The organism is Streptacidiphilus monticola, from assembly GCF_042658505.1.
Taxonomy (GTDB): domain Bacteria; phylum Actinomycetota; class Actinomycetes; order Streptomycetales; family Streptomycetaceae; genus Streptacidiphilus; species Streptacidiphilus monticola.
Map to the genome: position 1 here is coordinate 32,667 of NZ_JBHSQJ010000038.1, position 23,091 is coordinate 55,757.

The following is a 23,091-nucleotide window of genomic DNA, read 5'->3' on the forward strand; positions in this document are numbered from 1 at the left end:
CGGTGGCGAGGCGGGAGATGGCGGAGAGGGGGATGGGAAGCCATTCGGGGCGGTGGCGGGCCTCGTAGAGGACCTCGTAGACCGCCTTGTCCGTCTCCAGGGCGCGGAGCAGCAGCGGGTCGGCGAGGGGGTCCTCCGCGCCCGCTGCGGCGTAACCCGCGCAGTACGCGGCCCTGTTGCGGGCGGCCCACGCGGACGCCGCCGTGGCCACCTCGGGGGAGGGGGAGGGACCCAGATGGGCCGCCGCGTAGTCGAAGGAGCGGAGCATGCCGGCGACGTCGCGGATCGCGGGCTGGGGGAGGCGGCGCTCGGACAGCGGCTTGGCCGGCTCGCCCTCGAAGTCGAGCAGGACCCAGCCGCGCGCGGTCCGCATGACCTGGCCCAGGTGGAGGTCGCCGTGGATGCGCTGGACCCGCAGGGTGGCTCCGGCCCGGGCGGACGCCGCGAGTTCGCGGAAGATGCGGCGCAAGCCGGTCTGGTACGGCGCCAGTTGGGGGACCGCCGAGGCCGCCGCGTCCAGCCGCAGCGCCATCGCGTCGGCGAGCGACTCGATCTCGGCGCGGCCGAGGACGGTCACCGGCAGCGAGCGGGCCAGCGCCAGGTGCACCTCCGCCGTGGCGCGGCCCAGCAGAAACGACTCTGCGGCGAAGTTGCCGACGTGCTCCGTCGGCGCCTTCTCCAGCATGCCCACCCGCCGCAGGGCGAGCTCCCAGCCGTCCTCCCCGTCGGACAGGAAGCGCTGGAGCAGCCCCAGCGTGGCGGGGGCTTCCGTGGGCGTCTCGGGAAGCTCGGACTCGAACCAGGCCAGCGGCGCGGGGATGCGGGTGGACCCGGCGCGGGCCAGCGCCAGCGAGAGCTCGAGATCGGGGTTGAGCCCGGGGGAGACGCGACGGAACAGCTTGAGGATCGCGCGGTCCCCGTACACGATCGAGGTGTTGCTCTGCTCGGCCGTCCCGACCCGTCCCACCGTGCCCACGGGGAAGGCGAGTTCGCCGAAGTTGCTGAACCGCAGCAGTCCCCGGCGCTGGGGCGTGGACAGCAGCCGGAGCAGCCGGTCCGTCAACGCGGGGTCGTACGCGGCGTCGTAGAGCACCAGGCCGTCGTGCGGGCCGTGGGCGACGTGGCCGATCACGGCGTCCGCCGAGGGCACGCCCTCCGGCCGGGCGCCGAGCAGGAGTTGGTAGCAGTCGCTGCCCCCGCCCTGCTGCTCCACCCGGAGCAGCAGATGCAGCAGCAGCGGCTCGAAGCCGAGCGGAGTGGCGCTGACCGGGGTGACCGAGACGATCGGTCGCCCCTTGCCGGCGAACCAGCGGCGCCGTGGCAGCCAGTCCCTGACCAGGGGCAGCGCCGCCTGCAGCAGCGACTCGTGGACGACCGACCGCGCCGGAGGCGACACGGCGGCGCTCGGGCGGGAGGTGTCAGACATGTCTCCCTTTCCCCGGAAAGCCCGACAGCTCCGGCAGCGGGTGGGCTGCCGGATCTGTCAGTGTTCCGGAACTGGGTGTCGGGTGTCCGTCGGCGCGCGGGGGTCGGAGCTGTGCTACTCCGGAAGGGCTAAAGGCGAACCGTTGCACCGTCCGTGCAGGGGGTCCTGACGGACGGTCAGGCGGCGGCCTCGCCCTTCCGGAGGCGGAACCAGTAGAAGCCGTGCCCGCCCAGCGTGAGCAGGTACGGGAGTTGGCCGATCGCGGGGAAGCGGACCCCGCCGATCAGCTCGACCGGGATCAGCCCCTCGAAGGCGCGCAGGTCCAACTCCGTCGGCTGCGGGAAGCGCGAGAAGTTGTTGACGCACATGACCAGGTCGTCTCCGTGCTCCCGGACGAAGGCCAGCACCGCGGGGTTGCTGGACGGCAGCTCCGCGTACGAGCCCAGCCCGAAGGCGGGGTTGAGCTTGCGGATCTCGATCATCCGGCGGGTCCAGTGCAGCAGCGACGAGGAGTTCGCCATCTGCGCCTCGACGTTGGTCACCTGGTAGCCGTAGACCGGGTCCATGATGGTGGGCAGATTGAGCCTGCCCGGGTCCGCCGAGGAGAAACCGGCGTTGCGGTCCGGAGTCCACTGCATCGGGGTGCGCACGCCGTCGCGGTCGCCGAGCCAGATGTTGTCGCCCATGCCGATCTCGTCGCCGTAGTACAGCACCGGGGAGCCGGGCAGCGACAGCAGCAGCGCGGTGAACAGCTCGATCTGGTTGCGGTCGTTCTCCAGCAGCGGGGCCAGCCGGCGCCGGATGCCCACGTTGGCGCGCATGCGCGGGTCCTTGGCGTACTCCGCGTACATGTAGTCGCGCTCCTCGTCGGTGACCATCTCCAGGGTCAACTCGTCGTGGTTGCGCAGGAAGATGCCCCACTGGCAGCCGCTGGGGATCTCCGGGGTCTTGGCCAGGATCTCGGAGACCGGGTAGCGCGACTCGCGGCGCACGGACATGAAGATGCGCGGCATCACCGGGAAGTGGAAGGCCATGTGGCACTCGTCGCCGCCGGTGGCGTAGTCGCCGAAGTAGTCGACGACGTCCTCGGGCCACTGGTTGGCCTCGGCCAGCAGCACCGTGTCCGGGTACTCGGCGTCGATCTCGGCGCGCACCCGCTTGAGGAACTCGTGGGTGCGCGGCAGGTTCTCGCAGTTGGTGCCGTCCTCGGCGTAGAGGTAGGGGACGGCGTCCAGCCGGAAGCCGTCGATGCCGAGGTCGAGCCAGAACCGCAGCGCGGCCAGGATCTCCTCCTGCACCTTGGGGTTCTCGTAGTTGAGGTCCGGCTGGTGCGAGAAGAAGCGGTGCCAGTAGTACTGCTTGCGGACCGGGTCGTAGGTCCAGTTGGACGTCTCGGTGTCGACGAAGATGATCCGGGCGTCCTGGTACTGCTTGTCGTCGTCGGCCCACATGTAGTAGTCGCCGTACGGACCGTCAGGGTCCTTGCGGGAGGCCTGGAACCACGGGTGCTGGTCGCTGGTGTGGTTCATGACGAAGTCGATGATCACGCGCATGCCGCGCTGGTGCGCGTTGTCCACGAACTCGACGAAGTCGGCCAGGTCGCCGAACTCCGGCAGGACGGCGGTGTAGTCGGAGACGTCGTAACCGCCGTCGCGCAGCGGGGAGGCGAAGAACGGCGGCAGCCAGAGGCAGTCCACGCCGAGCCACTGCAGGTAGTCCAGCTTCGAGGTGAGGCCCTTGAGGTCCCCGATCCCGTCGCCGTTGCTGTCCTGGAAGGAGCGGACCAGGACTTCGTAGAACACGGCGCGCTTGAACCAGTCGGGGTCCCGGTCGCGCTGCGGGGTGTCGGAGAAGGTGTCGGGGACGGGTTCGTTGACGATCACGTAGCGGCCCTCCGGACCGAAAAGATGTGTGCCGTCTGCTGGTGAGGGTCCAGCCGGACGTAGTTCTGCCGGCCCCAGCGGTAGCTGGCGCCGCTGAGCAGGTCGTGCACGTCGGCCTCGTCGTGCTCGGCCAGGCCCAGGGCGGCGAGGTCGAGATGGACGGTGGCCTCGTTCGTGCGGCGCGGGTCGAGGTTGACCACGACCAGCACCGTGTCCTCGCCCTGACCCAGCCGGGCCCGCTTCGAGTAGGCGATGACCTGCTCGTTGTCCACGTGGTGGAAGCGGATGTTGCGCAGCTCGTGCAGGGCGGGGTGCTCACGGCGCAGCCGGTTGAGGGTGGTCAGCAGCGGCGCGAGGGTGTCGGCCCGGGTCCAGTCCCGGGGCCGCAGTTGGTACTTCTCCGAGTCGAGGTACTCCTCGGAGCCGGGCTTGACCGGGACGTTCTCGAACAGCTCGTAGCCCGAGTAGACGCCCCAGCTGGGTGCCATGGTGGCGGCCAGCACCGCCCGGACCGCGAAGGCGCCCCTGCCGCCGTGCTGGAGGTAGGCGTGCAGGATGTCCGGGGTGTTGGTGAAGAAGTTGGGCCGCATGAACGCGGCGGTCTCCTGGGAGAGCTCGGTCAGGTACTCCGTCAGTTCCTGCTTCGCGTTACGCCAGGTGAAGTAGGTGTAGGACTGGTGGAAGCCGACCATGCCGAGGGCGCGCATCATCGCGGGCCGGGTGAAGGCCTCGGCCAGGAAGAGGACGTCCGGGTCGGTGCGGGCGATCTCGCCGAGCACCTTCTCCCAGAAGACGACGGGCTTGGTGTGCGGGTTGTCGACGCGGAAGATGCGCACCCCGTGGTCCATCCAGTGGCGCAGCACCCGCAGCGTCTCCGCGACCAGGCCGTCGAAGTCCTTGTCGAAGTTGATGGGGTAGATGTCCTGGTACTTCTTCGGGGGGTTCTCCGCGTAGGCGATGGAGCCGTCGGCGCGCTGGGTGAACCAGTCGGGGTGCTTCTCCACCCAGGGGTGGTCCGGGGAGCACTGCAGCGCGAAGTCCAGGGCGACCTCCAGGCCGAGGTCCTGGGCCCGGGCCACGAAGCGGTCGAAGTCCTCGATGGTCCCCAGGTCCGGGTGGACCGCGTCGTGGCCGCCCTCGGGGCCGCCGATGGCCCAGGGCGAGCCGACGTCGTAAGGCCCGGCCTCCAGGCTGTTGTTGGGGCCCTTGCGGAAGGCACGGCCGATCGGGTGAATCGGCGGCAGGTAGACGACGTCGAAGCCCATCGCGGCGATGGCCGGAAGTCGCTCCGCCGCCGTGCGCAGCGTGCCCGACACGGGCGGGCGGTGACCTGTGGGGTCGACCTTGGCCCCCTCCGAACGGGGGAAGAACTCGTACCATGACCCGAACAGGGCGCGCGGGCGGTCCACTTGGACGGCGTGGGCGCGCGAGGAGGTCACCAGCTCGCGCAGCGGGTGCCGCGCCAGCACCGCGTCCAGCTGCGGGGACAGGGCGCCCTGAAGACGCGTCAGCGGATCGAGCGAGGCGTCGCGCAGCATCTCGGCCGCGGCCAGCACGTGGGCCTTGCCGTCCTTCTTGGTGACCCCGCGGGCGGCGCGCTCCAGCAGCTCGGCGCCCTCCTCCAGCATCAGCTCCGGCTCGATGCCGGCCGGCACCTTGATCTCGGCCGCGTGGCGCCAGGTGGCCACCGGGTCGGCCCAGGCCTCCACGGTCCAGGTCCAGCGGCCGGGCGAGGTGGGCACCACGACCGCGCCCCAGCGGTCGGTACCGGGGGCGAGTTCGCGCATCGGCGTCCACTCCCCGGCGCGGCCGCGCGGGTCGCGCAGCACCACGTTCGCGCCGATCAGATCGTGGCCCTCGCGGAAGAGGGTGGCGCTGACCTCGAAGGCCTCGCCGACCACCGCCTTGGCCGGACGGCGGCCGCCGTCGACGAGCGGGCTGGGGTCCAGTACGGGGATGCGGCCGATCATGTGCTGAGCTCGCCCTCTCGGTTGTGCAACGTGTTCAACGGAAGGTGCTGGTCGAAAACGCAAAGCAGAAAGCGGAAACCGTGACGCTGTGTGAGATGACGGGATGTCAAAGAAGCTCGGCTGCGCCGGAAGACCGTCAGACGCTGAGAGCCTTCCCCGGCTCCCCGCTCCGGCAACCTGCCCTCCGGGCTGACTATCCCAACAACCCCAAACAACATGGCTGCTGCTGACAGCATCCGTCGGAACAACGATCGCGCGGTTCGCGGAGACACGCAGGACGAGTCCGCGCAGCCGGACCCGGGCCCCGGGCCCACCTGCGCGCTTCCCTCCGATGGTGTCACTGTCGAACGCGGTTACGGTGCAGTAGTGCACGGATTCGGCCACCCGGAGCGCACGTTCGTGCTCCGGAAGCGGACTGCTGTATGAGTGCAGTGTGAACTGCCGGACGGCTGCGCCCCCATGCGCCGGTGTGCGCCCGCGCGCGCGTTACACACGGGAGGGTGAAGCAAGCCCCCTCCGATCGCACCAATGCGCCGAACGGCCGCACCCCGACACCGGACATGCGACGAACTGTCATGTGACGCGGCTATCTTCGGCTGGGTGAAGGCAATCCGACGTTTCACGGTCCGTACCGTCCTTCCCGAACCTCTGCAGGCCCTGGGCCAGCTCGCGCTCAACCTGCGCTGGTCCTGGCACCCGGAGACCCGGGAGCTGTTCCGCGCAGTGGACCCGGAGGTCTGGGAGCAGACCGGCGGCGACCCGGTCCGGCTGCTCGGCGCGGTCCCGGCCGATCGGCTCACCGCGCTCGCGGCCGACCGCCGCTTCCTGCGCCGCCTCGACGACGCAGCCGACGAACTGCGCGACTACCTCACCGGCCCGCGCTGGTACCAGGGGCAGCAGGGCCACGGCGCCGCGGAACTGCCCGCGGCCATCGCCTACTTCTCCCCGGAGTTCGGCATCACCGCCGCCCTCCCGCAGTACTCCGGCGGTCTGGGCATCCTGGCCGGCGACCACCTCAAGGCGGCCAGCGACCTGGGCGTCCCCATCATCGGCGTCGGCCTGCTGTACCGCCACGGCTACTTCCGCCAGTCGCTCTCCCGCGACGGCTGGCAGCAGGAGCGCTATCCGCTGCTCGACCCCAACGAACTCGCGGTCACCCTGCTGCGCGAGGAGGACGGCGGCCCGTGCACCGTCGCCCTCGGCCTGCCCGGCGGCCGCACGCTGCGCGCCCAGATCTGGAAGGCCCAGGTCGGCCGGGTGCCGCTGCTGATGCTCGACTCCGACATCGAGGAGAACGAGCCCCGCGAACGCGACGTCACCGACCGCCTCTACGGCGGCGGCAGCGAGCACCGGCTGATGCAGGAGATGCTGCTCGGCATCGGCGGTGTGCGGGCCGTCCGCACCTTCTGCCGACTCACCGGACACGCCGAGCCCGAGGTCTTCCACACCAACGAGGGCCATGCCGGCTTCCTCGGCGTCGAACGCATCCGCGAACTGCTCGCCGCCGAGGACCGGCCGTACTCCTTCGACGCCGCGCTCGAGGCCGTCCGGGCCGGCACCGTGTTCACCACCCACACTCCCGTGCCCGCCGGTATCGACCGCTTCGACCGGGAGCTGGTGCGCCGTCACTTCGAGGGCGACGGCGGCCTCTTCGGCGTCCCCGTCGACCGGATCCTGGCGCTCGGCGCGGAGAGCTGGCCCGGCGGCGACCCGGCGCTGTTCAACATGGCCGCGATGGGCCTGCGCCTGGCCCAGCGGGCCAACGGCGTCAGCCTGCTCCATGGGCGGGTCAGCCGCTCCATGTTCAGCGGCCTGTGGCCCGGCTTCGACGCCGAGGAGGTGCCGATCACCTCGGTCACCAACGGCGTCCACGCGCCGACCTGGGTGGACCCGCAGGTCGTCGAGCTGGCGGCACGCGAGCTCGGCCCCGAGCGGATCGAGGACGCGATGCAGCTGGGCGAGGCCCGGCGCTGGAACGGCATCGAGGCCATTCCCGACCAGGAGATCTGGGAGCTGCGCCGCAGGCTGCGGGCCCAGCTGGTCGAGGAGGCCCGGCGCAGGCTGCGCTGCTCCTGGCGGCAACGCGGAGCCGGGGAGGCGGAGTTGGCCTGGACCGGCGCGGTGCTCGACCCGGACGTGCTGACCATCGGCTTCGCCCGCAGGGTGCCCTCCTACAAGCGGCTCACGCTGATGCTGCGCGACCCGGACCGGCTGCGGTCGCTGCTGCTGCACCCGACCCGCCCGATCCAGATCGTGGTGGCGGGCAAGGCCCACCCGGCGGACGACGGCGGCAAGAAGCTGATCCAGAAGCTGGTCGAGTTCGCGGACGACCCGGCGGTGCGGCACCGCATCGTCTTCCTCCCCGACTACGACATGGACATGGCCGCGAAGCTCTACCCCGGCTGCGACGTCTGGCTCAACAACCCGCTGCGCCCGCTGGAGGCCTGCGGCACCTCCGGGATGAAGGCCGCGCTCAACGGCGCGCTCAACCTGTCGGTGCTGGACGGCTGGTGGGACGAGTGGTTCGACGGCGAGAACGGCTGGGCCATCCCGACCGCGGACGGCGAGAGCGACGAGGACCGACGTGACGAGATCGAGTCCGCCGCGCTCTACTCGCTGATCGAGCAGCAGGTCGCGCCCCGGTTCTACGACCGGGCGGCGGACGGCGTGCCGCGCCGGTGGATCCGGATGGTCCGGCACACCCTGGTCACCCTGGGCCCGAAGGTCGTCGCGGGGCGGATGGTGCGCGAGTACATCGAGCGGCTGTACACCCCGGCGGCGGAGGCCCACCGGGCCCTCGCCGGTGACGGGGCGTCAGAGCTGGCGTCCTGGAAGCAGCGGGTGCGGGCGCACTGGCCGCAGATCCGGGTCGAGCACGTGGAGGCCACCGGACCCGGCGCGGACGCGCCCGAACTGGGCTCGACCCTGTCGCTGCGGGTGCTGGTCTCGCTGGACGGCCTCGACCCGAGCGAGGTCGAGGTCCAGGTGGTCTCGGGCCGGGTGGACGACTCCGACGTGATCACGGACGCGACGGCCGTCCCGCTCAAGCCCGCCGACCGGGCGGACGTGGACGGCCGCTGGCGCTACGAGGGGCCGCTGCCCCTGAACCGCACGGGCGCCTTTGGCTACACCGTCCGCATCCTGCCGAGCCACCCCCTGCTGGCCTCGGAGACGGAGCTGGGACTGGTCTCGGTGCCCGCCGAGACGGCGGGGCTGGAGGCGGGCGTGCTGCGCTGAACGGCCGCACTGCCGCGACCCTCCGTCAACTGCGGCGGAGGGTCGCTCCTTTGGGGTGAACGGGGGGCGCACGGGCTCTGCGATTCGCGCGCCGGGAGCGCGGCGACGGTCTAGAGTTCCGCGTGTGATGGGAGACGACTCCGGGCACACGGAGGCGCAGCTCGCGGATCTCACCGGGGTCGATCTCGACACGCTGTGGGAGCTCCGCGACGCCGCGCTGGACGCGTCCGTGGCGCGCATGCTGGCGCGCATCGACAACGCTCGTTCCAGCTTCGGCGGGTACAACCCCCAACGCGAGGGCTGACCGTGCGCCCGCACGTCCTGCCCCGCGCCGACCTGGAGGAACTCCTCGCGGCCCGCGGCAGTGCGGCGGCGGTGCGGCGGCTGGCCGACAGCGAGTGGAGCTGGCGGCTGCAACTGCTCACCGCGCTGCGCCGGGCGCTGACCGATGCGGGGCGGGACTACACGGACGCCTGGCAGCTGCTGGGCCGCGCCCAGCGGACCGCGCCGGGGCCGGTGCGGGAGCTGCTGCTGCACCCGGGCGTGGGCACCTGGGCGGCGCACGCGCTGCGCCTGGTCCGTGGTTCGGCGGTCTCTCCGCACCCCGGGGACGTCGAACCGCGCCGGCTGTACGCGGTCGCGGCGGCGGCCGCCGCGGTGGCGGGACTGGAGGGCCGGCTCGCCGTGCCCGCGTGGCAGGGCACGGTGTCGCTGCCGTCCCTCGGGCTGGCCGTGCTCGCGGACCCGGGCGGAGCGCGCGAGGAGTGGAGCGAGGCCGTCGTCGCCTTCGGCGGCGGCGCGGCCCGGGTGGCCGGCGCTGCCGAGTGGCTGCCGCTGCGTCAGCTGGGAATCGGCACGGCGGTGTTGGACGACGTGGATCCGTACCGGGGCCTGCTCCGGGCGGAGCTGCCGCAGCGGCTGTCCGACGCCGACTGCGAGGAGTGGCGCGCGGTCGCGGAGGCGGGCCTGGAGGTGCTGCGGCAGGTCGATCCGGACGCGGCGGAGGCGATCGTCGCCGGGCTGCGAGTCGTGGTGCCGCTGGCGGCGGCCGAGCCGCACCGGCCCCGCAGCGCCAGCTCGGGTGACGCCTTCGGCGCCGTGCTGGCCTCCTTCCCGGACAGTGCCGAGCAGTTCGCGGCCACGCTGGTGCACGAGTTCGCCCACAACCGGCTCGGCGCGCTGTTCCACCTCCAGGACTTCTACGCCGAGGGGGACGGCCGGCTGCGGTACGCGCCGTGGCGTGACGACCCCCGGCCGCTGGGCGGACTGCTGCAGGGCGTCTACGCCTTCACGGCGGTGGCCCGCTTCTGGCAGGCCCGGGCGACGGGGGGCGACCAGCTCGCCCGGTTCGAGGCCGCGCTGTGGCGGCGGCAGACCCGGCGCGCGCTGGAGTCCCTGGCGGACGACCCGGCGCTGACCGGTGCGGGCCGCCGCCTGGTGGCCGCGCTGACGGCGGAGTTGGCGTCGCTGCCCGAGGGAGGGCAGACCTCCCCGGCCGCGAGCGACCACGCCGCGGCCTGGCGCGCCTGGCACCTCGCGGTGCCGCGCGAGCAGGCCGAAGGCCTGCTGCGGCGGTACCGGGACGGCGCGGAGCGGCCGGAGCCGGAGCTGACGGCGGATCAGGCCGTGGTGGTCCCCGCGCCGGCCGCCGCGGACTTCGACGCGCGGGCGGTACTGGCCCGCCACCGGCTGACGGGAGCGTGGCCGCCCCCGTCGGTCGGTGGAGCGGTGCCCGGCGACCGGGAACTGGCGGAGCGTCAGCCCCGGTCCGCCGCCGAGGCCTACCGGGCCGCGCTGCGGGACGACCCGACCCACGTGCCCGCCCTGGTCGGCCTCGGCCTCGCCCTGGCCGAGGAGCGGACGGAATCCGACCCCACGGCGCTGGCCCTGCTGCGCCGCCCCGAACTCGTCCTCGCCCTCGCCCGCCACGGCGCTCCCCCCGAACCCACCGCCACCTGGCTCGGCCACGCCCTCCTCTCCCCGCCCCCAGTCCCCACCGCGAACCCCGGCCACTGACCTCCTGTCTGCCGAGCGGCGGGGGCGCTCCCCCGGGCACCCGCGCTCGTGTGCCGCAGGCGGAGCCGCGCTGCGCGCGTTGCTGGGGCCCGTGGTCCCTGTCGGCTCGGCGTCGGCCGGGCACAGGGGCCCCATGTTCGGCCGCGGTCCCGCCGGAGGAGGCCGCCGGACCGTGCTTGGGTGTGGGCGGCCGCCCCGCCTCGCCGTCGGCGGAGCGGCCGCGCCTTGCGGCTGCGGTTCTGCCGGAGGCAGGGTCGGCCGGGCGGAGCCGCTGTGGTTCTGGGGAGCGGCGGGCGTGCCGAAGGCGGGGCTGGCGCCTCCCTGTCGCCGGAGGCGAGGGCGGCCACGCGTCGCGGGCCACCGCGCTGGCGCGGGAGGCCGGGGCGGGCCGGCCGCCGTTGGGGGTGCCGGGGAGGGGGTCAGAGGGGGAGCGGGTCGATGTAGCAGTTGGCGCGGGTCCAGGCGGCGAAGTCTGCGGTGGCGGGGTGGGTGGGGCCGAGGACGCGGCGCATGGCTTCGACGGTGGCGGCGTGGTCGGCGAGGGCCTCGTCCTCGCGGCCCACGGCGCGCAGGTCGAGGGCGACGTTCGCGCGGGCGGCCAGCGTGGACGGGTGCTCCGGGCCGAGGATCTCGCTGGAGCGGGCGACCACGTCCAACCCCCGCGCCAGGGCCTCCTCGTGGCGGCCGAGCGCAGCGAGATCACTGGCCAGGTTCGTCTCCACCACCAGCGCCAGGACGTGGTTCCGCCCCAGCCGCTCGCTGAGCCCGGCGAAGGCCGCCTCGTCCTGCTGCAGCGCGCCCTCCGCGTCCCCGGCCAGCCGCAGCGTGATCGCCAGGTTGGCGAACGCGGAGCGGGTGTGCGGGTGTTCGGCGCCCAGGGTCTCCGCGAAGCGGGCGGCCGTCTCCTTGGCCAGCGAGGCCGCGGCCTCCAACTCGCCGGTGTGGCGCAGGTCCACGGACAGGGCCAGCGCGGACGCCATCGTGTCCGGGTGCTCGTCGCCGAACCGACGGCGCATCAACTCCAGCGTCCGCTCCGACAGTTCACGGGCGCCCTGGTGGTCCCCGGCCTTGCGGCGGGCCACCGCGAGCACCCGGCGGGCGTGCAGGGTCGCCTGGTTGCTGATGCCGAGCAGCTGCTCGTGCAGCGCGACGACCTCCTCCTGCCGGTTGCGGGCGTGCTCGTAGCGGCCCAGCTCCCGCTGGTCGATGCTCAGACCGTTCCGGGTGAGCAGCGTCTGCTCGTGGTGGGTGCCGAACAGTTCCGCCTTCTGCGCCCAGGTGCGCCGGTCGAGCTCGTAGGCGTCCTGGAACCGGCCGACCAGGCGCAGGCTGACGCCGAGGTTGTGCGCGGCGTTCAGAGTGACCGGGTCCTCCTCGTCGAAGGCCCGCAGCGAGAGCTCGTGCACGGTCCGCGACATCTCCAGGGCGGCGTCGAAATCGCCCTTGACCCGCAGGTCGGCCGCCACCGCGCTCATCGCGTCCAGGCGTTCCTCGCGGATCTGCGAGGGCCGCAGCGCGCCGGGGTCTCCGGGCGTCTGCTTCTCGTAGTGCCGCAGGGTGCGGTTGTTGAGCTCGGCGGCCTCCGCGTAGCGGCCGTTGGCCGTCAGCACGAAGCCGAGCCACCACGCCATCCGCAGCGTGTGCTGCTCGTCCTCGCCGAACTCCGCCTTCCACACCTGGTAGGCCTCGGTGGTGAACTCCAGGGCGGTGCTGTGGTCGCCCCAGCGCTGCAGGTACTTGGCCACGTTGAGGACCAGCTCGCGCACCCACGGGTCCGCCGAGCGGATCGCCTGGGAGGCGGCGACGTGCGGATACAGCTCCGCGTAGCGCTCCCAACTGCTCGGGGACTCGGGGTTGCGCGGGTCGGCGGCCGACAGCAGCATGTGCGCGCCCTGCCGCATGCGCGCCTGCTGACTTTCCGTCATCCGGTTGACCAGCGCCGCCTGCACCAGGCGGTGCATCTGCACCGCCTTGGTCCGCGGGTCGATGCGGGCCAGCGAGTAGCGGGAGATCTCCCGGATCGCCAGGCTCAGCCGCATCTCGTCGGCGAGGGCGCGGTCCAGCTCCGGGGTGATGCCCGCCCGCTTGGGCCCGGTGAGCAGGCCGCGCGGGATCGGCTCGGGCGCGAAGAAGGCGCAGACCTGCAGCAGCTGGATGGCGGCCGGGTTGATCCGCTCGACGTGGTCGAGCGACACGTTCCAGGCCGTGGCCGCCGACTTCTGGTAGTCGAACGGCGCCGAGAACTGCAGCAGTTCGGACTTCTTCTCCTCGAACAGGCGCAGGTACTCGTCGGCGGACATCCCCGTCTCCGCCCGCCACGCCGCCGCCTGCTCGATGGCCAGCGGCAGGTCGCCGAGCGCCTCCGCGAGCCGGTCCGCGTCCTCGTCGCTGAGGTCCTGGCCGCGGCGGCGGAGCAGCTCCTTGCTCTCGTCGCGGGTGAACACCGTGACCTCCAACTGCCGGGCCACGTGCTCCCAGTGGGGGTAGCGGGAGGTGATCAGCACGGAGCCGGTGCCGGTCGTCGGCAGGAACGGCGCGATCTGCTCGGGGCTCTCGGCGTTGTCGAAGACGAGCAGCCAGCGCTGGTAGGGCTGCCCGGTGCGCAGCGCGTCGAGCACCGCGCCGACGGTGGCGCCGGGCTCCGCCTCGGTGATGCCGAGCCGGCGGCCCAACTCGGCCAGCGACTGCGTGATCTGCGGGGTGCGCTCGGACGGGATCCACCACACCAGGTCGTACTCCCCCTGGTGCCGGTACAGGTACTCGACGGCCAGCTGCGACTTGCCGATGCCGCCCAGCCCGTGCATCGCCTCCGGCAGCACCGCGGTGGCCCCGTCCGCGAGCCGCTCGTGCAGGGTGGACAGAAGCTCCGCCCGACCGGTGAAGTTGCGGTTCCGGGGAGGGATGTTGCCCCAGATCGCGGGTGCGGTGCCGGTGCTCGTGGTCATGGAACCTCCCCCTGCCGCCGGTCGTCGCGCTGTGCTCGGCGGTGTGTCAACGGGCCCTGCCGGGTGTCGAGTTGGTTGTTCCCCGTCAGGGGCGGGCAAAGCGTGCGGCGGCGGCTCCGCCCGGGGGCCGTCGAGGACGGCGAGCACCTCCGCCAGCACCCGCAGGTGCGGCGCTGGACCTTCCGGCCGTCCGGCCCGTTCCGGTCGGTCCAGCACCGGCGCGAACAGCGGGCGGTCGGGCGAGCAGACCGCGTCCACGGCCCGCCAGGCCAGCTGCGCGTCGGTGCGTCGGCCGTAGCCGAGCAGCGCGGCCCGCGCGCCGGGACGGAAGTCCAACGCCCCCGCCTCCGCGTCCGGACGCGTCTCCGCCGGGACCAGCAGCCCGTGCGCCAGCAGTGGCATGACGTCCAGCGGAGCGCTGCCGGGCACCAGCCGGCACAGCTGCGCGGTGATCGCGGGCGTCACGGGGACGGCGGCCAGCAGCACGCCGAGCGCGAAGGCGGTCGGTGAGGCCGTCGCGGCGAAGGCCCGGACGGCGTCCCGCACCGGGACCGGACCAGGCTGACGGGGCGGGCCGTCGGTGGCGGGGCGGCAGACGGTCAGTTGGACGGTCCGCCCGCCGGACAGCAACCGGTCCCAGGCGGCGAACCAGCGCGGCTCGGCGTGGAGCAGCGGCACCACGGGACCTGCCCCGACCTGCAGCGGTTCCTCGTCCGGGAGCTGCTCAAGCCGCCAGTGCAGGTTCGCGGCCCCGGGGCCGGGCGCCCGCAGCCGGGTCCGGGCCGTCGCGGGACCGGGCACAAGTGGCACGGCGTCAGCGGAGAGCAGGACGGCGGCCGTCGGCCCCGAGCGGCCCCAGCGTCGCAGCAGCTCCAGCGCCGTGCCGTCGCGCCAGCGCGGGCTGAGTCCGTCGGTGAGCAGCAGGCGCACCGTCCCCGGCGGCAGCTCCTCGGCCGCGTCGAGGCCGAGGAGCCCCGGCTCCGGGCCGCGGGAGCGGAGCAGCCGCAGCAGCGCGCGGACCAGGCTCTCCCGGTAGGGGGAGCCGGCCCAGCTGTCGTCCACCACTGCCGTCGGCACCGGCGTCACCGCCGGGTCCTGCGGATCCGCTTGGCCGGGTCGTCCCAGAGCAGGGCCAGGTGGCGTGCGAGGTCGGCGTCCACCTCGTCCAGCGTGACGCCCGTGTCCGGATCGGCCGCCGCCCGGCGCAACTCCCAGACACGACGCGGAAGTTGCGCGGGCGGTCCGTCGAGCAGGGAGCGGATCCGGGTCTGCACCAGCGGATCCCAGCGCCCCTCGCGGGGCCACAGCGCCACCGGCACGCCGGCCAGCACGACGTCCTGCAGGTTCCGCTCCCAGCGGCGGCCCGGGGCGCCGGAGAGCACCGCGACCGAGCCGGGGACCTGCTGGGCCGAGGGCATCGGGACCCGGAAGTCCTCGCCGCTGTCCCAGAGCACCGAGGCCCGCTCCGACTCGACCAGGGACGTCCAGCCCGCCGTCCACAGGCCGTAGAGGCTCTCCTGGTCCGCCTCCCGGTCCCAGCTGCGCAGCACCACCGGGTAGCGGGCGCCGAGCGGCGGCTGTCCCGGACGTTCCAGCCGCTCCACCGCCAGCGGCAGCAGGCTGACCGGGAGCAGGAAGGCGACGATCAGCGGCAGCCGCCCGTCCTCGTGCGCGGGCTCCACGGTCCCGATCAACCGGTCTACCTCACGGGCCAGTTGGTCCTCGCGCACGGAGCGGCGCGGGGTCGGGATGGGACGCCAGCCGTGGGCGTTCTGCTGCAGGTGGCCCACCAACTGCAGGTGACCGCTGCGCAGGCCGTCCGGCAGCAGCTCCAGCACCACTGTCGGGGCGAGGTCCTCCTCGCGCGGCCGGGGCAGCCCGAGCATCTGGTCCCGGTACAGGTCGATCGCCTCCCCCAACCCCAGCTGCACCGCCCACTGCCGGTTGGCCGCCTGCAGTTCGCCGCAGGTCTCCGGGGCCGAGGCGTGGGCGAGCTCCTCGACGAAGCGCATGGCGTAGGGCAGGCCCTCGGTGGCGGCGTTGCGGCACAGCAGGTGGGTGAACGCATGCCAGGCCGTCGCGCAGTGGCCGGGCGGATGCTCGGAGCCGTCCTGGTTGACGGTTCGCCAGAAGGTCTTCGTGGTGGGCCAGTCGATGTTGGGCAGCGCCGAGGCGTCGAGCGGGAACGCCTGCAGCCGGGCCCGCATGCCGAGCCAGTCCTCGATCCGGCTCACCAGCGGGGACGCCAGCGAGTCCCACTCGTCGGCGCGGCGCAGCAGCCGCCGGTTCAGCCGCTCCTCCTGCGGCGACATCCGGGCATGGGCCCGGACGATGGCCCGGATGCCCGGCGGCTCGTCGCCGAAGTCCGCGACCAGCGCCATGGCCCTGGTGTCGGCCGTGCCCGGCCCGTAGTCCAGGGCGGGAGCCTTGCGCAGTTGCCGGGACACGTCGTGGGCGAGCAGCCGGACCATGCCGGACTCGGCCAGCAGCGGCGAGCCGGCCAGCACTCGTTCGAACTCCTCCTGCAACGCGGGCCGGAGGTCCGGCGGCGGCTCCGGCGGTGTCAGGTCGGGCTGGTGGCAGGCGGCGAAGGCGGTGCTGAAGTGCGGGTCGGACGGGAGCGACCGGGTGTCCGCGACCAGCAGCTGGTCGGCCTGGTCGGGGACGGAGACCACCAGCGCGAGCAACTGGCCCTGGCGGTCGAGCACCGGCCCGCCGGACATCCCGTGCCAGCCGTCCGGAGTGGTCAGCCCGGACGTCAGCCGGACCCGCAGCCGGTCGTGGGCGGACCGCTGCCGGTAGGCGGGGAGCAGCCGGCCGTCGCCCTGGAACACGTCGCGCTCGCCGCCGGGCATGGTGAACTCGTAGGGCAGGCCCAGGACTTCGCAGTCGCGGACGTCGGCGCCGGGCGGCGCGTGGCCGCGGTCGGGTTCCGCGGGCGGGGTCCAGGCCCGGTCCACGACATGCAGCAGGACCATGTCGCGCTGCCGGTCCCGCCAGCACACCTCGGCGCGGAACCAGGCGGAGCCGGTGTCCTCGGCGGCCGGGCGCAGCCGCACCGACCAGCTCAGCCCCGGTCCGGTGGTCCCCTCGGGCACCACATGGGCGGCGGTCAGCACCGCGTTGCGGCCCAGGACCCAGCCGGAGCCGAAGCGGTACTCGCTGCGGGCGGGGGATGCCCCGGAGGCCGGCTCGGCGGGGGCCGCGGTGCCCTCGGCGTAGATCTCGACCAGGCGTCGGGAGACCGTCACGCGTCACTCACCGGGGCTCGGGCAGCGCCCCCTGCGCGAGGGCACTCGGCGGCGGAACGGCCTCGTTGTCGCTGACCTGGAAGTGGCCGGCCGGCTTGAGCAGCAGCTCCACCCGGTGGCCGCGGCGCCGCCGCCAGAGGCCGCGCGCGGTCGCGCCGACCAGGTACCAGCGCAGCCCGGCCTCGCCGTTCGCGCTCACCTCGCCCTCGACCTCCAGGGTGACCCGGACCTCCTGCACCGCGAAGTGCGGCCCCGCAGCGCCCGGTTGCCGGGCCTGCCGCTGCGCCTCGGCGAGGTCGGCCCGCAACTGCTCCACCGCGGCGGCGAGGGTGACCGCCGGTCCTCTGTGCGCCATTCGTCCCCCCGGGCCGATCTGACGGTGCGTCGGAAACTCGGAAGGCAACCATGGCACGGAAGGGGACCCGCTGTCCCCCCGTGGCTCGGGGTAACCCACCGGGCATTCGGAGTTTTCCCGGAAGCAACGTTCCGGGGCTACCGCTCGGGCGTTCCTCCGTGCAGACTTCTACGCGCGTCGCGCAGCGCGCGTAGAGTTGCAGGATCTGACGGGAGTCCAGATGTCGTTGAAGCGCAGGGAGTTCGTGGCCGGAACCGCCGCCGTCGCGGCGGGAGGCGCGCTCGCCGTGGGCGCCGCGGGCAGCGCCCACGCCCAGGAGCCGGGGGACTGCGGACACAAGCCGAAGACCTGGTCCTTCACGGTGCTCGGCACCACCGACATCCACGGCCACGCAGTGAACTGGGACTACTACACGGACGCCACGTACACCGACAAGGCGGGCAACACCGTCGGCCTGGCCCGGATCGCCACCCTGGTCAAGCAGATCCGCGAGGAGGTCGGCCCCGAGCGCTGCGTGCTGATCGACGCGGGCGACATCATCCAGGGCACCCCGCTGGCCTACTACTACGCCCGCGTCGAGCCGATCACCGCGGGCGGCCGCAAGGCACCCAAGCACCCGATGGCGCTGGCGATGAACGCCATGAAGTACGACGCGGCCGCGCTGGGCAACCACGAGTTCAACTACGGCATCGACACCGTCCGCGCCTTCGAGCGCCAGTGCGACTTCCCCCTGCTCGCCGCGAACGCGATCGACGCGAAGACCAACCGCCCGGCCTTCCCGCCCTACCTGATCAAGCGCCTGCGCACGCCGCACGGCCCCGACATCAAGCTGGGCATCCTCGGCCTGACCAACCCGGGCATCGCGATCTGGGACAAGGACAACGTCTCCGGCAGGATGACCTTCAACGGCATCCCGGAGCAGGCCGCCGTCTACGTGCCCCGGGTCAAGAGCGCGGGCGCGGACGTGGTCGTGGTCTCCGCGCACTCGGGCATCGACGAGGCCACCTCCTGGGGCGACCAGCTGCCCTACGGCGAGGACGTCTGCGGCCAGGTCGCCGCCCAGGTCCCGGACATCGACGCGATCCTGGTGGGCCACACCCACAAGGAGGTCGCCCAGCGCCTGATCACCAACACCGCGACCGGCAAGACGGTCGTGCTCTCCGAGCCCTACTGCTGGGGCTACCGGCTCACCCGATTCGACTTCGAGGTGGAGCTGGTGCACGGCGAGTGGCAGGTCACCTCCTGCACCTCCTCGGTGCTCAACAGCAACACGGTGGACGCCGACCCGTACGTCACCAAGCTGGTCGAGGCCGAGCACGAGGCGGTGCGCAGCTACGTCAACGCCACCATCGGCACCTGCACCGAGGACCTGTCCATCGCCCGGGCGCCGTTCCAGTGCACCCCGATCATCGACCTCATCGGCAAGGTCCAGCAGGACACGGTGGCGGCCGCGCTGGCCGGCACCTCCTACGCCTCGCTGCCCGTGCTGGCCCAGGCGGCCCCCTTCAACCGCACGGCCGATCTCCCGGCGGGGACGGTGCGCTGGCGCGACGCGGCGGGCCTGTACATCTACGACAACACCCTTGAGGCCAAGCTGATGACGGGGGCTCAGCTGCGGGACTACCTCGAGTTCACCGCCCAGTACTTCAACACGCTGGCGGTGGGCGCCCCGCTGGACGAGAGCAAGCTGACGAACGCCAACAACCGCCCCGACTACAACTTCGACGAGATCTACGGCCTGGCCTACGACATCGACGTGTCCCAGCCGGTGGGCTCCCGGATCTCCAACGTTACCTACAAGGGTGCGGCCCTGGACGACAACCAGCAGTTCGTGCTGGCCGTCAACAACTACCGTGCCAACGGCGGCGGCAACTTCCCGCATGTCGCGGCGGCGCAGGTGGTGTGGAGCAGCTCGGCGGAGATCCGGAACACGATGATCTCCTGGGTCCAGTCCAAGGGTGAGATCAACCCGAAGGACTTCTTCCTGAACGGCTGGAAGCTCGTCCGTGCCGGAGTGCCCCTGTACGCGTAGTCAGTTGCAGCCCCCAGGGGCGCGAGGCCGGTGACCTTGCGGCTCCGCCGCGTGGTCGCGACCAGCCCGTCACCCACGGAGGTTCGACCCGAGTGCGGGACGGACCTCCCTGAGTGGTGGGCTGGTCGCGTTGGGGGCATCTCCCGCCGTGGGGGCACCCCCGGCCGAAGGCTGCGGGAGGGTGGGGGATCCTCGCGCCCCTGGCGGCCGGGCCGCCTCAGGCGCGCGCTCTAGACCAGGCTGTCCTTCCAGGCCTGGTGCAGAGCGCTGAAGCGCCCCTCGCCGCCGATGAGTTCAGCGGGGCTGCCGTCCTCCACGATGCGGCCCCGCTCCATCACCAGCACCCGGTCCGCGATCTCCACCGTGGAGAGACGGTGGGCGATGATCACCGCGCTGCGACCGGCCAGGACCGTCGTCATGGCCTCCTGCACCGCCCGTTCCCCGGGCACGTCCAGGGAACTGGTCGCCTCGTCGAGGATCAGCACGCCCGGGTCGGCCAGCAGGGCGCGGGCGAAGGCCACCAACTGCCGCTGGCCGGCGCTGATCCGGCCGCCGCGCTTGCGGACGTCCGTGTCGAAGCCCTCCGGCAGCCGGCTGATGAACTCCCAGGCGCCGATCGCCTTGGCCGCCGCCTCCACCTCCTCCCGGGTCGCGTCGGGCTTGCCGATGGCGATGTTCTCCGCGACCGTGCCGGAGAACAGGAAGGACTCCTGGGTCACCAGCACCACGCCCTTGCGCAGCTCCGCGGTCGGCAGGTCACGCAGGTCCACGCCGTCCAGCAGGATCTGACCCTGCGTCGGGTCGTAGAAGCGGGCCAGCAGCTTCGCCAGCGTCGACTTGCCCGCGCCGGTCGCGCCGACCACCGCCACGCTCTGGCCGGCCGGGATGGTCAGGTCGAAGCGGGGCAGCACCTGCTTGCCGGTGCGGTAGCTGAACTCCACGCCGCGGAACTCCACCGAGCGGCCCGGTGGGGCGTCCTCCGGGCGGGCGGGGAGCTCGCGCGGGCTGGTCGGCTCGGGCACCGTGGGCTCGTGCGCGAGCAGGCCCGCGATCTTCTCCAGTGCCGCGGACGCGGACTGATAGCTGTTCAGGAACATGCCGATCTGGTCGATCGGGTCGAACAGCCGCCGCAGGTAGAGCACGAACGCGGCCAGCACGCCCAGCGCCAGGGAGCCGTCGGTCACCAGGTAGGCGCCCCAGAGCACGATGCCGGTGATCCAGACGTTCGCCGTCGCCCGCGAGGAGCAGACGAAGCGGGCCATGGAGAGCATGCCCTGCGCGTTGGAGCGGGCGTAGTCGGCGTTGGCCTCGCCGAAGGCGACCTCGTTGGCCGCCTCCCGGCGGAAGGCCTGGACCGGGCGGATGCCGTTCATGGTCTCGGTGAAGCGGACGATGACCGTGGCCACCGCCGTCCGGGATCGCCGGTAGATGGCCTGCGAGCGGCGTCGGAAGGACCGCGTCAGCAGGTAGATCGGCAGGAACGAGGCCAGCGAGGCCAGGCCCAGCCGCCAGTCCATGACCACCAGCAGCACGGCGATGTAGACCAGGGACAGCACCACCGACAGGAGTTCCTGCAGGCCCTCGGTGAGCAGTTCGCGGACCGTGTCCACGTCGCTGGTGGCGCGGGAGATGATCCGGCCGGAGGTGTAGCGCTCGTGGAAGTCCAGGCTCAGCGCCTGGGCGTGGCGGAAGATCCGCCGCCGCATGTCCAGCAGGACGTCCTGGCTGATCAGGCCGGACAGCCGGATGAAGGACCGCTGCAGCAGCGTCGCCAGCGCGGCGCAGCCGAGGTATCCGGCGGTGACGGCCACGAGCGGGCCCCAGTCCCGGTGGTCCCGCAGGGCGGGGATGGCCCGGTCGATGGCGACGGAGACCAGCAGCGGGCCGACCTGGAGGGCGGCCTGCTGCACCACGATCAGCACCATCGCCAGCAGCACGCGCCGCTTGTGCGGGGCGAGCAGCGAGCCCAGCAGGGCCCTGGGCGCGCCAGGCGGGACCGGGATGTCGTCGGAGTCGGCGGGTGACGCGGCGTCAGGCCCCGCGCCGTCGCCGGGCGTTCGTTCGTCCTCGGCTTCCAGCAGGTCTTCGGTCTCGGTGACGCTCACCGGGCCAGGCTCCTCTCACCGCTCATCAGCTCGCGGTAGGCGGGACAGGACTCGAGCAGGTCGTGGTGGGTGCCGACGGCGGTGATCCGGCCGTCCTCCAACAGGGCCACCCGGTCCGCCAGTTGCACCGTGCTCGGGCGGTGCGCGACGACCAGGGCGGTGGTGTCGGCCAGGACCTCCCGCAGCGCCGCCTCGACCAGCGCCTCGGTGTGCACGTCGAGCGCGGACAGCGGATCGTCCAGGATCAGGAACTCCGGGCTGCCGACGACCGCGCGGGCCAGCGCCAGGCGCTGCCGCTGGCCGCCGGAGAGGCTCAGGCCCTGCTCGCCGACCTGGGTCGCGGTTCCCTCGGGCAGGTTCCGGACGAAGTCGGCCTGGGCGGTGCGCAGCGCGCGGTCCAGCGCGTCGTCGTCCGCGTCCGGGGCGCCCATGAGCACGTTCTCCCGGACCGAGGCGGAGAACAGGGTCGGCTCCTCGAAGGCCATGGAGACCAGCTCGCGCAGCCGGGGCCGAGGGAGGTCCCGGATGTCCACGCCGTCCAGGGTGATCCGGCCGCCGGTCGTGTCGTAGAGCCGGGGGACCAGCGCGGTGAGCGTGGTCTTGCCGCTGCCGGTGGTGCCGACCAGGGCCATCGTCTCGCCGGGCCGGACGTGCAGGTCCACGCCCTGGAGCAGGTCCGGCGAGTCGGCGGGGGCGTCGGGGTAGCGGAAGCGCACGCCCTCGAACCGCAGGCCGTCCCGACGCGGCGTCAGGTCCGTTGCGGCCGGCCGGTCCCCGGCGTCGGCCAGCGGCGCGTCCAGCACCTCGAAGAAGCGGTCGGTGGCGGTGGCGGCCTCGTTGCTGTAGGCCAGCAGCCAGCCCAGCGACTCGATCGGCCAGCGCAGCGCGAGCGCGGTGGACAGGAAGCCGACCAGGGTACCCGCGGTGGTGTGCCCCTCGGCCACCTGCCAGACGCCGACCGCCAGGGCCGTGCCCAGCGCCACCTCGGGCAGACCGACGATGACCGCCCACAGGTTGGCCAGCAACCGGGCCTTGAGCAGTTCGGTGCCGCGCAGCTCGACGGCCTGGGCGCGGTAGCGCGCGGCCATGGTGCGGTGGCGTCCGAAGGACTTGAGGATGCGGATGCCCAGCACCGACTCCTCGATGACCGTGGCCAGGTCGCCGTTCTGGTCCTGCGCCTTGCGCGCGGCGGCGGAGTAGCGCCGCTCGAAGTAGGAGCAGAGCACCACCAGCGGCGCGGCGGGCAGCATCGCGATCACCGCGAGCTGCCAGTCGAGGCTGAACATGATGCCGGTGCCGACCAGGAAGACGGTCGAGTTGACGATCAGGAAGACCAGCGGGAAGGCCAGGAACAGCCGGATCGTGAACATGTCCGAGGTGGCCCGGGAGAGCAACTGCCCGGAGGCCCAGCGGTCGTGGAAGGAGACGGGCAGCCGCTGCAGCCGGGCGTAGAGGTCCCCGCGCATCCGCCGCTCCAGCACCGCGAGCGGCTTGGCCAGCATCCAGCGGCGCAGGCCGAACAGGCCGGCCTCCAGCAGGCCGAAGAGGAGCAGCAGGGCGCACGGCGCCCAGAGTGCGGCGGTGTCCCGGTGGGCTACCGGGCCGTCCACGATGTGCCGCAGCACCAGCGGGATCAGCAGGGCGGAGAGCGAGGCCAGCAGCGCCGAGACGGTGGAACCGGTCAGGTACCAGCGGATCGGGCGGGCGTAGGGCCAGAGCCGGAGGAGGGAGCGGATGGTGGACCGAGGGGCGGCGGGGGTGTCGTGTTGCGGCATGAGCTCGGCATCCGGGTCGGGGGCGGCCTTGTGGGCAGGATCGGGCATCGTCAGTGAGCGTACGGCGGACCACTGACAGCCCTCACCTCAATTTCC

At 72.9% G+C, this 23,091-nt stretch carries 12 protein-coding genes; 4 read left to right on the plus strand and 8 right to left on the minus strand.

Annotated elements, in window-relative coordinates:
• From ACFP3V_RS10600 to ACFP3V_RS10610, 3 genes are all read right to left on the minus strand, one after another.
• The coding region (locus tag ACFP3V_RS10600; protein WP_380582326.1) for a maltokinase N-terminal cap-like domain-containing protein at positions 1–1,426 on the minus strand (1,426 nt) is incomplete at its 3' end.
• Positions 1,427–1,602: 176 nt separating this feature from the next.
• Positions 1,603–3,309: a maltose alpha-D-glucosyltransferase gene (gene treS / locus ACFP3V_RS10605; protein ID WP_380582328.1), complete on the minus strand. Its 1,707-nt coding sequence runs from the start codon at positions 3,307–3,309 to the stop codon at positions 1,603–1,605.
• Positions 3,306–5,279, minus strand: a complete 1,974-nt coding sequence (locus tag ACFP3V_RS10610) for a maltotransferase domain-containing protein (protein WP_380582330.1) — start codon at positions 5,277–5,279, stop codon at positions 3,306–3,308. Before ACFP3V_RS10610 ends, treS begins: the two co-directional genes overlap by 4 nt.
• Before the next feature lie 600 nt (positions 5,280–5,879).
• Here ACFP3V_RS10610 and glgP point away from each other — a divergent pair.
• The 3 genes from glgP (at position 5,880) to ACFP3V_RS10625 (ending at position 10,532) form a co-directional block, all read left to right on the plus strand.
• The gene (glgP, locus tag ACFP3V_RS10615) at positions 5,880–8,516 is read left to right on the plus strand and encodes an alpha-glucan family phosphorylase (RefSeq protein ID WP_380582332.1); all 2,637 of its coding nucleotides are present in this window, start codon (positions 5,880–5,882) and stop codon (positions 8,514–8,516) included.
• A gap of 124 nt (positions 8,517–8,640) precedes the next feature.
• Positions 8,641–8,820 carry a hypothetical protein gene (locus ACFP3V_RS10620; RefSeq protein WP_380582334.1) on the plus strand — a complete coding sequence of 60 codons (180 nt, stop codon included), beginning with the start codon at positions 8,641–8,643 and terminating at the stop codon, positions 8,818–8,820.
• 2 nt (positions 8,821–8,822) lie between these two features.
• Complete coding sequence (locus ACFP3V_RS10625; protein ID WP_380582336.1) at positions 8,823–10,532, plus strand: HEXXH motif domain-containing protein; 1,710 nt, start codon at positions 8,823–8,825, stop codon at positions 10,530–10,532.
• A gap of 419 nt (positions 10,533–10,951) precedes the next feature.
• On the opposite strand, the gene fxsT is transcribed toward ACFP3V_RS10625, so the two are convergent.
• Genes fxsT through ACFP3V_RS10640 form a run of 3 tightly spaced genes read right to left on the minus strand, consistent with a single transcriptional unit; the run spans position 10,952 to position 17,083 of the window.
• The gene (fxsT, locus tag ACFP3V_RS10630) at positions 10,952–14,554 is read right to left on the minus strand and encodes an FxSxx-COOH system tetratricopeptide repeat protein (RefSeq protein WP_380582338.1); all 3,603 of its coding nucleotides are present in this window, start codon (positions 14,552–14,554) and stop codon (positions 10,952–10,954) included.
• 5 nt (positions 14,555–14,559) lie between these two features.
• Positions 14,560–16,728: a VMAP-C domain-containing protein gene (locus ACFP3V_RS10635; RefSeq protein WP_380582340.1), complete on the minus strand. Its 2,169-nt coding sequence runs from the start codon at positions 16,726–16,728 to the stop codon at positions 14,560–14,562.
• 7 nt (positions 16,729–16,735) lie between these two features.
• Positions 16,736–17,083, minus strand: a complete 348-nt coding sequence (locus ACFP3V_RS10640; RefSeq protein WP_380582342.1) for a trypco2 family protein — start codon at positions 17,081–17,083, stop codon at positions 16,736–16,738.
• A 220-nt stretch (positions 17,084–17,303) separates the two neighbouring features.
• Here ACFP3V_RS10640 and ACFP3V_RS10645 point away from each other — a divergent pair, with 220 nt between their 5' ends.
• Positions 17,304–19,115, plus strand: a complete 1,812-nt coding sequence (locus ACFP3V_RS10645) for a bifunctional metallophosphatase/5'-nucleotidase (protein WP_380582344.1) — start codon at positions 17,304–17,306, stop codon at positions 19,113–19,115.
• Positions 19,116–19,345: 230 nt separating this feature from the next.
• On the opposite strand, the gene ACFP3V_RS10650 is transcribed toward ACFP3V_RS10645, so the two are convergent.
• Both ACFP3V_RS10650 and ACFP3V_RS10655 read right to left on the minus strand, forming a co-directional pair.
• On the minus strand, positions 19,346–21,220 hold the full coding sequence (locus ACFP3V_RS10650) for an ABC transporter ATP-binding protein (protein ID WP_380582346.1): 1,875 nt from the start codon (positions 21,218–21,220) through the stop codon (positions 19,346–19,348).
• On the minus strand, positions 21,217–22,995 hold the full coding sequence (locus ACFP3V_RS10655) for an ABC transporter ATP-binding protein (RefSeq protein WP_380582361.1): 1,779 nt from the start codon (positions 22,993–22,995) through the stop codon (positions 21,217–21,219). Before ACFP3V_RS10655 ends, ACFP3V_RS10650 begins: the two co-directional genes overlap by 4 nt.
• Between the last annotated feature and the right edge of the window lie 96 nt (positions 22,996–23,091).

What these genes read in the sequence shown, in the direction of transcription:
- ACFP3V_RS10610 (WP_380582330.1), bottom strand. Translation starts at nt 5,279, where the DNA reads ATGATCGGCCGCATCCCCGTACTGGACCCCAGCCCGCTCGTCGACGGC.
- ACFP3V_RS10640 (WP_380582342.1), bottom strand. Translation starts at nt 17,083, where the DNA reads ATGGCGCACAGAGGACCGGCGGTCACCCTCGCCGCCGCGGTGGAGCAG.
- ACFP3V_RS10645 (WP_380582344.1), top strand. Translation starts at nt 17,304, where the DNA reads ATGTCGTTGAAGCGCAGGGAGTTCGTGGCCGGAACCGCCGCCGTCGCG.
- ACFP3V_RS10655 (WP_380582361.1), bottom strand. Translation starts at nt 22,995, where the DNA reads ATGCCGCAACACGACACCCCCGCCGCCCCTCGGTCCACCATCCGCTCC.